Origin of the sequence: Microbacterium sp. (assembly GCF_032084865.1) — a bacterium.
Taxonomy (GTDB): domain Bacteria; phylum Actinomycetota; class Actinomycetes; order Actinomycetales; family Microbacteriaceae; genus Microbacterium.
In genome coordinates, this window is the sequence record NZ_DAMDLU010000110.1 from 1 (window position 1) to 9,524 (window position 9,524).

General features: G+C 67.9%; 8 protein-coding genes. 4 read left to right on the top strand and 4 right to left on the bottom strand.

What is annotated here, in order from left to right; translation table 11 throughout:
- Positions 1 to 705: 705 nt before the first annotated feature.
- The 4 genes from RT309_RS11180 to RT309_RS11195 all read left to right on the top strand — a co-directional run bounded on the left by RT309_RS11180 (position 706) and on the right by RT309_RS11195 (position 4,506).
- Positions 706 to 1,587 carry an AAA family ATPase gene (locus tag RT309_RS11180; protein WP_313357066.1) on the top strand — a complete coding sequence of 294 codons (882 nt, stop codon included), beginning with the start codon at positions 706 to 708 and terminating at the stop codon, positions 1,585 to 1,587.
- Entirely contained in the window at positions 1,587 to 2,570 is a 984-nt protein-coding gene (locus RT309_RS11185; protein ID WP_313357068.1) for a ParB/RepB/Spo0J family partition protein, read from the top strand. Before RT309_RS11180 ends, RT309_RS11185 begins: the two co-directional genes overlap by 1 nt.
- A gap of 187 nt (positions 2,571 to 2,757) precedes the next feature.
- Positions 2,758 to 4,206, top strand: coding sequence for a sugar porter family MFS transporter (locus RT309_RS11190; RefSeq protein WP_313357069.1), 1,449 nt, complete (start codon positions 2,758 to 2,760; stop codon positions 4,204 to 4,206).
- A gap of 9 nt (positions 4,207 to 4,215) precedes the next feature.
- Positions 4,216 to 4,506 carry a tryptophan synthase subunit alpha gene (locus RT309_RS11195; RefSeq protein WP_177243789.1) on the top strand — a complete coding sequence of 97 codons (291 nt, stop codon included), beginning with the start codon at positions 4,216 to 4,218 and terminating at the stop codon, positions 4,504 to 4,506.
- A gap of 86 nt (positions 4,507 to 4,592) precedes the next feature.
- Here the strand turns inward: RT309_RS11195 and trxA are convergent, their stop codons facing one another.
- The 4 genes from trxA to RT309_RS11215 form a co-directional block, all read right to left on the bottom strand.
- The gene (trxA, locus tag RT309_RS11200) at positions 4,593 to 4,916 is read right to left on the bottom strand and encodes a thioredoxin (RefSeq protein WP_204974995.1); all 324 of its coding nucleotides are present in this window, start codon (positions 4,914 to 4,916) and stop codon (positions 4,593 to 4,595) included.
- Between the two features lie 91 nt (positions 4,917 to 5,007).
- Positions 5,008 to 5,982, bottom strand: coding sequence for a thioredoxin-disulfide reductase (trxB, locus tag RT309_RS11205; RefSeq protein WP_313357074.1), 975 nt, complete (start codon positions 5,980 to 5,982; stop codon positions 5,008 to 5,010).
- Positions 5,983 to 6,136: 154 nt separating this feature from the next.
- Positions 6,137 to 7,756 (bottom strand): murein biosynthesis integral membrane protein MurJ, encoded by a 1,620-nt coding sequence (murJ, locus tag RT309_RS11210; RefSeq protein WP_313357075.1) that lies wholly within the window; start codon positions 7,754 to 7,756, stop codon positions 6,137 to 6,139.
- Positions 7,753 to 9,524 (bottom strand): DUF6049 family protein (locus tag RT309_RS11215; RefSeq protein ID WP_313357077.1); only part of this gene is annotated, 1,772 nt, incomplete at its 5' end. The genes murJ and RT309_RS11215, both read right to left, overlap by 4 nt.

The following is a 9,524-nucleotide window of genomic DNA, read 5'->3' on the forward strand; positions in this document are numbered from 1 at the left end:
CTCGTCGCTGCGCTCCTCGCTCAATGACCGTGGGGTGAGCGGCAGTCGTGCGACACGGGCTTCACGCAGAACGGGCATTTGCTCGTCGCTGCGCTCCTCGCTCAATGACCGGGGGTGGAGGAGAGCCGGTCGACACCCGTTTCACGTGAAACGGGTGTCTGGAGGGTGTCGCAGGCATCTCGGCTGCTGGGATATGGGCGAGCGGCTTCCGGGCATTTCGACTCGTCGCTGCGCTCCTCGCTCAATGACCGTGGGGTGAGCGGCAGTCGTACGACACGGGCTTCACGTAGAAGGGGCATTTGCTCGTCGCTGCGCTCCTCGCTCAATGACCGGGGGTGGAGAGAGCCGGTCGACGCACGTTTCACGTGAAACGGGTGTCTGGAGGGCGTCGCCGGCATCTTGGCTACTGGAGTAGGGGCGTGCGGCTTCCGGGCATTTCGACTCGTCGTTGCACTCCTCGCTCAATGACCGTGGGGTGAGCGGCAGTCGTGCGACACGTGCTTCACGTGGAACGGGCATTTCGACTCGTCGCTGCGCTCCTCGCTCAATGACCGGGGCGTGGAGGCTGCTCGCTCAGTGAGCGGGGGAAGGGAGAGGCGGCGGGGGAGTGGGGGAGGGATCACGTAGAGTGGAGGACGGTCCCGAAAGGAGTCGATGTTTCACGTGAAACCATCCGACAACGCATCGCCGAACCAGGATTTCGGGATGGATACCCCGCTCGCTCGGGAACTCGCAGACCTCTCGTCGCGGCGCAAGGCGCTCAAGACGGTCGAGGTCGAGTTCAGCGGGGAGACTCGCATCTTCACCGTGTCGAACCAGAAGGGCGGTGTGGGAAAGACCACGACGGCCGTCAATCTGGCATCCGCTCTCGCTGATCTCGGCGCGAAAGTGCTCGTGGTCGACCTCGACCCGCAGGGGAACGCGTCGACGGCGCTCGGAGTGACGCACTCCGCCGACACCAAGAGCATCTACGACGTCCTGATCAACGACCTCCCGTTCGGCGAGATCGTTCAGGACAGTCCCGAGTCCGAGAACCTCCGCTGCGCACCCAGCACGATCCACCTCGCTGGGGCCGAGATCGAACTGGTCTCGCAGGTCGCACGCGAATTCCGTCTGCGTCGTGCTCTCGAGGAGTACCTGCGCGACAATCCCGTCGACTTCGTCATCATCGACTGCCCGCCTTCGCTCGGACTGCTCACCATCAACGCGTTCACCGCGGCATCCGAGGTGCTGATCCCCATCCAGTGCGAGTACTACGCTCTCGAGGGCCTGAGTCAGCTGCTCGGCAGCATCCAGATGATCCAGAAGCACCTCAACCCAGAACTTCACCTGTCGACCATCCTGCTCACGATGTACGACGCGCGCACGCGCCTCGCCCAGCAGGTCGCCGACGAGGTGCGAACCCACTTCCCGCAGCAGGTGCTCAGCGCCGTGATCCCGCGCTCTGTGCGGGTGTCCGAAGCCCCGAGCTTCGGACAGACCGTCATCTCGTACGACGGCACGTCGGCAGGGGCGGTCGCCTACCGGGAAGCAGCAGTCGAGATCGCGCAGCGCAAGGAATCCGCCGCGCAGAACAAGGGAGCATGATGGCCAAGCGCACTGGACTGGGTCGGGGAATCGGCGCACTCATCCCCACGACGGATCAGGCGGAGCGTCCGGTCGACGTCTTCTTCCCCGGCGCGACCAAGGTGAAGACGGATGCCGCGCCCGCACAGCCCGAGAAGACCGTCACCGCCACCGATGAGGCGGAGCTCTCGCAGGTGCCCGGCGTGCGGCTGATCCAGGTCGACCCGAACAGCATCGTTCCGAACCCTCGTCAACCGCGCACGCACTTCGACGAGGACCACCTGTCGGAGCTCGTGCACAGCGTGCGCGAGTTCGGCGTCCTGCAACCAGTGATCGTTCGCCAGAACGCTGACGGCGAGTACGAGCTGATCATGGGCGAGCGTCGTACCCGCGCCGCTCGTGAGGCCGGCCTCGCCACGATTCCTGCGATCCTGCGCGAGACTGCCGACGAGGATCTGCTGCGCGACGCTCTTCTCGAGAACTTGCACCGATCGCAGCTGAACCCGCTCGAAGAGGCATCCGCGTACCAGCAGCTGCTCGAGGACTTCGGCATCACGCAGGAGCAGCTCGCCACCCGCATCGGCCGCTCGCGTCCGCAGATCAGCAACACCATCCGGCTGCTGCGTCTGCCGCTGCCCGTGCAGCAGCGGGTTGCCGCCGGAGTGATCTCGGCGGGCCATGCCCGTGCCATTCTGTCGGTCGAGACGCCCGAGCAGATGCAGCGCCTCGCCGACAAGGTCGTGAACGAAGACCTCTCGGTGCGCGCCACCGAGGCCGCGGCGAAGACCCTGCCCACCACATCGGCACCTGCGAGCAAGCCCACCGCAGGGGCGCGCCGCGCGTACCTCGACGAGGTCTCGCACAAGCTCGGGGATCGCCTCAACACACGGGTGCAGATCGCTCTTGGTGCACGAAAAGGCCAGGTCAAGATCGAGTTCGCATCGATCCAGGATCTCAACCGGATTCTCGCCGAGCTCGGCGAAGAGGAGTTCGGATCGCGCTGATCCGAGTCGATCACGACAGCCGGCGATGAGCACCGGGTACGCCCGGTGCTCATCTGCCATTCCGGGCGCACGCTCAGCCCCACCACTCCCGAAGCCGCACTACCGCTTTCCGCACCCGCACGCACGCCCCTTTCAGCCCGCGCCCTCGCTCCGCTAGCATCCGGAGCACCGGAAGAGGAGGGGCATCATGACACACCCAGCAGGCACAGGTCCGGCTGACGGCATCCGTCGACGCGTCATCGGGGTGAGCATCGCGGCGGCGCTCGGAGGGTTCCTCTTCGGCTTCGACACCGCGGTGATCAACGGAGCGGTCGACGCCCTCGCGGGGGCGTTCGGTCTCGGCGTCGGACTCAAGGGCTTCGCCGTGTCGTCGGCGCTCATCGGCTGCGCGGTCGGCGCGTGGTTCGCCGGACCGCTGGCCAACCGCTACGGCCGCATACCCACGATGATCGTCGCGGCCGTGCTGTTCCTCGTCTCGGCCGTCGGATCGGGGCTCGCGTTCGGGGTGATCGACCTCATCATCTGGCGCGTCATCGGCGGCCTCGGCGTCGGCGCCGCCTCCGTCATCGCCCCGGCCTACATCGCCGAGGTGTCACCGGCGCACGTCCGCGGCCGGCTCGGATCGCTGCAGCAGCTCGCGATCGTCACCGGCATCTTCGTCGCCCTGCTCTCGGATGCCCTTCTCGCGAACGTCGCGGGCGGCGCTGCGGAGCCGCTGTGGGGGCTGGATGCCTGGCGCTGGATGTTCATCGCCGAGGCGATCCCCGCGATCGTCTACGGAATCATGGCGATGCGCCTGCCCGAATCGCCGCGGTACCTCGTCGCACGCGGCGACGTCGACAAGGCAGCCGAGGTGCTGACCCTGGTCACCGGCACCATCGACGTGAAGGCGAAGATCACCGAGATCACCGGCACCCTCAACACCGAGCGCACCGAGTCGCTGAGCGATCTGCGCGGCCACCGCTTCGGGCTGAAGCCGATCGTCTGGGTCGGCATCCTGCTGAGCATCTTCCAGCAGTTCGTCGGCATCAACGTGATCTTCTACTATTCGACGACCCTGTGGCGGTCGGTCGGCTTCGACGAGTCGAATGCCCTGACGATCACCGTCATCACGTCGGTGACGAACATCGTCGTGACGATCATCGCGATCCTGCTGGTCGATCGTGTGGGTCGCCGGCTGATGCTGATGGTCGGCTCGATCGGCATGACGGTCACGCTGGGACTGATGGCCGTCGCCTTCTCGTTCGGGACGCTGGATGCCGAGGGCGCAGTCACCCTTCCCGACCCGTGGTCGACGATCGCGCTGATCAGCGCCAATGCGTTCGTGGTGTTCTTCGGTGCGACCTGGGGCCCGCTGGTGTGGGTGCTGCTGGGGGAGATGTTCCCGAACTCGATCCGCGCCGGCGCTCTCGCGGTGGCTGCCGCAGCGCAGTGGGCGGCGAACTTCTTCATCTCGACGACCTTCCCGGCGTTCGCCGAGATCGGACTCACCTTCGCATACGGCTTCTACGCGTTCTTCGCACTGCTGTCGTTCTTCTTCGTGTACTTCAAGGTCGCCGAGACGAAGGGGAAGGAGCTCGAGGCGATGACCGAGGATGGGAAGGTCGAGCGCCGCACACGCACTCGGCGCTCGTAGAATTGTGTGGTGATCCCCTCGTTCCCCCGCCGCGCCAGTCTCGAAGTGCTGCGCGCGGAGGCGGGGGACGAGCGCTCGGTTCTCGTGCATGAGAGGTTGCGCAGCGGGGAGGATCCCTGGGATTTCATGTCGGAGCTGCCGTCGGTCGACGAGCTCGTGGTGCTGCTGCTGCGCACCGACGTGTACGAGGATCGCGGCGGGAATCCGCGCGATCCGCGCTGGAACGACAGCGTGCTGCGCAGCATCGCGCACGAGTACCCCGAGCTCAGCACCACCGTCTGGCGGATGCTGGCCGCCTGAGACGACGAAGGGCCTGTCACCGCGGATGGTGACAGGCCCTTCGACAGGCTCAAGGACCCAACGTGGGGTCAGACCCTTCGGCAGGCTCAGCCGATGAACGGGGCGAGGTCCTGCTCGAGCGCGAACTTCGGCTTGGCGCCGATGATGGTTGTCTTGACCTCTCCGCCCTGGAACACCTTCATCGCCGGGATCGAGGTGATCTGGTACTTCATGGCCAGATCGGGGTTCTCGTCGACGTTGAGCTTGAGGATCGTGATCTTGTCGGGGTTCTCGGCCTGGATCTCGTCGAGCACGGGCGCGACCATGCGGCACGGTCCGCACCACGCGGCCCAGAAGTCGACCAGCACGGGTCCCTCGGCCTGCAGCACGTCCTGCTCCCAGGTCGCCTGAGTGGTTGCCTTGGCAGTCATGGATTGTCTCCTTGTTCGGTGTCCACCTGATCGAACGTCAGACGGCGCGATTCTGTTCCCGCGGCGGCGTGTGCCACCGCGACGAGGTGTCTCAGCCGACGATGATCTCGGCGGCGACGGCGGCCGGCTCTTCGACCGAGGCGTCTTCGAGGTCGGCGATGAAGTGCTCGGCATCGAGCGCCGCGACGACGCCCGATCCGGCGGCGGTGGCGGCCTGACGGTACGTCGGGTCGATCACGTCGCCGGCGGCGAACACACCCGGAACCGAGGTGCGCGACGAGCGCCCGTCGACCCAGATCGTGCCGGCATCGGTGAGCTGCAGCTTGTCGTGCACGAGGTGGGTGCGCGGGTCGTTGCCGATCGCGACGAACACGCCGTCGACGGCGAGCTCACGGGTCGAGTCGTCGACGGTCGAGCGCAGACGCACACCGCTGACCGAGTCGCCGCCGAGGATCTCGTCGACGGTGCTGTTCCAGATGAACTCGATCTTCTCGTTGGCGAACGCCCTCTCCTGCATGATCTTCGATGCGCGCAGGGAGTCCTTGCGGTGGATGACGTACACCTTCGAGGCGAAGCGGGTGAGGAAGGTCGCCTCTTCCATGGCCGAGTCGCCGCCGCCGACGACAGCGATCTCCTTCTCGCGGAAGAAGAAGCCGTCGCACGTCGCGCACCACGAGACGCCGTAGCCCGACAGGCGCTCTTCGCCCTCGACCCCGAGCTTGCGGTACGCCGAGCCGGTCGCGTAGATGATCGTCGACGCCTCGTGCACCGCACCGCTGCCCAGGATGACCTTCTTGACCGGTCCGTCGAGCTGAAGCTCGGTGACGTCGTCGTACAGCACCTCGGTGCCGAACTTCTCGGCCTGCGCCTGCAGCTTGGCCATCAGATCGGGGCCCTGGATGCCGTCGGGGAAGCCGGGGAAGTTCTCGACGTCGGTCGTGTTCATCAGCTCGCCGCCGACCTCGACGGTGCTGGCGACCAGCAGCGGCCTGAGATTGGCTCGCGCCGCATAGATCGCGGCGGTGAACCCGGCCGGGCCGGAGCCGATGATGATGACCTGACGCATGTGCTCTCCTAAGGCTGCGGATGTCCGGCGGGCGCGGGATGATCCGCGTCGTCTGCTTCAACCCATGGTAACCGGGCGGCATTCCCGCGCGTCGGGCGAGTCGTCGCGCAGAACGACGAGTCCGGATGCCCGATGCCGGCGAACCCGGGGCGTCTCAGCGCCCCGGCAGAACCCGCGTGACGAGTCTGCGGGCGGCGGCCATCTCGGGCGCGCGCAACACCAGCAGCACGAGCGCGTAGACGACGACGGCGACAAGGCCGATCACGCCCGTGCCGACCGCGCCGAACAGCTTGTCGATGAACGTCGAGCCGGTCTGGCCGGCGGTCCATCCCCGGTCGGCGCCGAGCAGCAGGTAGGTGCCCCACCCGGCGAGGCCGGCGGGCACGGCGGCGATCACGAAGCGGCCGAGAGAGAGCAGCGTCTGCGGCAGCTCGAGTCCGCCGAGACGGTGTCGCAGGATGAGCACGGCGATCACCGTCTGCACGAGACCGGCGATCGACTGTCCCAGGGCGACGGCCGCCGCGAGCTGGCTGAGCGGGGCGACCGCGGCGGCGAGGTACGAGAAGCCGATGATCAGACCCACCTGCACGAGCGTGAACACGAACGGGGTGCGGGTGTCGCCGAACGCGTAGAACGCGCGCTGCACGATGAACAGTACCGACAAGGGCAGAAGACCGACGAGATAGCAGACCAGCACGGGGGCCGCGGCGACGGCATCGGCGGGGCTCTCGGTGAAGATGCGCGTGGCCGGCACCGCGGCGACGGCGAGGGCGATGCCCGAGCCGACGATGAACAGCGACACGACCCGGATGCAGCGGGCGACGTCGGAGCGCACCTCGTCGCGCCGGTTCGCGTGGGCGTGCTCGGCGATCTGGGTGAAGTACGGGGTGCCGATCGAGATCGCGAAGATCGAGTACGGCAGCATGAACACCAGCCAGGCGGCCTGCATCATGAACACCGAGGGGTAATCGCCCGACGAGTCGGTGACCACGCGGGTCTGGATGAGTCCGGCGATCTGGCCGGCGATCACCATGAGGAACGTCCAGCCGGCGAGCGTGCCCACCTGAGCGAGGCCGACGCTCTTCCACCGGAAATCGGGGCGCAGGTGCAGACCCGTGCGACGCCAGGCGAAGAGCAGCAGCAGGGCCTGCACGGCGATGCCGAGCGTCGCGGTGCCGCCGAGCACCGCGATCATCGTCGGGTCCCAGACATCCACCCGCCTCTGGTTGTCGCCGAACAGGGCGATGAAGACGAGGAAGCCGGCGATGGAGACGATGTTGTTCGCCACCGGTGTCCACGTGTACGGGCCGAAGACGCGCTTGGCGTTCAGCGTCTCGCCGATCAGCGCATACAGCCCATAGAAGAAGATCTGCGGCAGGCACCAGAAGGCGAACGCGATCGCGAGCGCCATCTGCTCGGGGGTGAAGTTCGGGCCGTACAGCGCCACCAGCCAGGGGGCGGCGAGCATGGCCAGCACGGTCGCCACGAGGAAGACGACTGTGCCCAGCGTGAACAGCTTCGAGATGTACGCCTGCCCGCCGTCGCGGTGGCTGGCCGACTTCACGATCTGCGGGATGATCACCGCGGTGAGGATGCCCGTCTGGATGATCGTGAAGACGTTGTTCGGCAGCTGGTTCGCGACACCGAAGGCGTCACCCGCCTGGCCGATCGTGCCGATCGCGGCGACCAGCACGATCGTTCGCACGAGACCGGTGACGCGGGAGATCAGCGTCCCCGCCCCGAGGATGGCGCTGGCGCGGCCGAGACTTGTCACTGCTCTCCTTCTGCGGGCCCGTTCGACCCCTGAGCCTGGTGCAGGGCATCCGCTCTCCGGCGACGAGCCATCCGCACGCTGCCGACGATCAGCAGCAGCACGATCACTGCACCGAGGATGCCGAGGCCGATGCCCTCCCAGTCGGCGCGCAGCGTGACGTCGGCGACCTCCGGCTGGCCGATCGGAACGCCCGTGGGGCTCTTGAGCCAGAAGGTCACGTCGACGCGGCCGCTCGCGACGCGCGCCTCGATCGGCACGTCGACGCGGGTCGAGCTCGAGGCGAGGGCCGTAACCTCGGTCGCCGGCTGGATGTCGAGACGGTTGTCGGACGGTGTGCTGTACAGCGTGACGGTGACCGGCCAGGGCAGGTCGTTGCGCACCCAGACGGGAAGAGGTGCGGCCGAGGTGAACAGCTGCACGGGCTTCGGCTTGACCACGGTCACCGAGGTGAGGGTGGTGTTCACGCGCTTCGTGTGGGCGGCGACCTGCTCGGCGAACTCCTCGTCGGTGAGGCCGACCCCGATCACCCGCAGCGTGCGGATGCGATCCGGGACGAGCAGCACGGCCGGCTCGTCGAGGATCGTCGCGAAGGCGGTGAGCCGGTCGGCGGCGGCCAGCATGCTGTTCAGCTCTGCCACCCTCGCACCGGCAGTCGTCTCGGTGAGGGAGACGGATGCCGGATCGCCCGCGCGCAGTGTGCTGAGCGTCGCTCCCGGGCTGGCGAAGGCGACGAGCGCCTTGCGCAGCGCCTCCGGCGAGCGGGTCTCGGATCGCTCGAGCGCGACGGCGGTGAGGGCGCTGCGCTGCTGGGCGAAGAAGAGGTGCCCGGCGACTGCGGCCATCCCGGCATCCGCCGCTGCCGGATCGGTGTGCTCGACGGCGGCCGACAGGCGCGCGGACGCCGCCGCGTCGGTGATCAGCAGGTCACGCGCGTCGACCGCGCTGTGCACGGCCGCCCCCTCGCCCTGCACCGAGGTGGAGGGGAGGATCGTGGTGACCTTGTCGCCGAGGTAGGCGCCGAAGGTGGCGAGATCCTGCTCGGTCACCGACGGGCGCGGCCAGAGGATGCCGCCCTGCGCACCGCGCACGGCCGTCAGCTCACTGCTGTCGGGCAGTTCGGGCTCGGCGGTGGGGATGGGCGTGGGAGTGGGATTCGCGGTCGGCTCGAGCTTCGGATCCACGGCGGGGAAGTCGGCAGGGTCGAGAAGCGGGGTGAGATCGGGCGTGCCGAGCAGCTCGGAGCGCCCGCCCTGAGCCTGCACCGTGGCATCCGCATCGCCGAACTGCAGGGTGAACATGTCGTTCGGCAGCGCCTCGAAGCGCTCCACCCACTGGCTGGCACTGACGGGAGCGCGGTCGCCGAGCACGCGGATCGATGCGGGGATCGCCGGGTCGATCGCCAGGATCGCGCTGGTGCCGGCGACGGCGTCGATCAGCTCGGCGAGAGAGCCGCCCTCGGCGGTGAGGGTACTCAGCTCGTCGGCCGTGAGCAGTGCGCCGTTCTCGGGTGTCGCGGTCACCGGCACGATCACCGCCGTGCGGGCGTCGGAGGGCGCGGGAACGACGAGCACCGATCCGGTGGTGACGCTCAACGGCACGGTCTTGCCGGCTGCATCGGTGGTGGTCGCCCCGGTGAGCCGGGCCCGGAGCGGGTAGACGCCGGGCGCGAGCTCGCCGAGCGCGGCGGGCTCGACGGTCAGATCGACCGTTTCGTCAGACCCGTCGGCTACCGCCGGCGAGCTCTCGACGGCCACGGCGCGGAACGCAC

What these genes read in the sequence shown, in the direction of transcription:
- RT309_RS11180 (WP_313357066.1), top strand. Translation starts at nt 706, where the DNA reads ATGGATACCCCGCTCGCTCGGGAACTCGCAGACCTCTCGTCGCGGCGC.
- RT309_RS11185 (WP_313357068.1), top strand. Translation starts at nt 1,587, where the DNA reads ATGGCCAAGCGCACTGGACTGGGTCGGGGAATCGGCGCACTCATCCCC.
- RT309_RS11190 (WP_313357069.1), top strand. Translation starts at nt 2,758, where the DNA reads ATGACACACCCAGCAGGCACAGGTCCGGCTGACGGCATCCGTCGACGC.
- trxA (WP_204974995.1), bottom strand. Translation starts at nt 4,916, where the DNA reads ATGACTGCCAAGGCAACCACTCAGGCGACCTGGGAGCAGGACGTGCTG.
- trxB (WP_313357074.1), bottom strand. Translation starts at nt 5,982, where the DNA reads ATGCGTCAGGTCATCATCATCGGCTCCGGCCCGGCCGGGTTCACCGCC.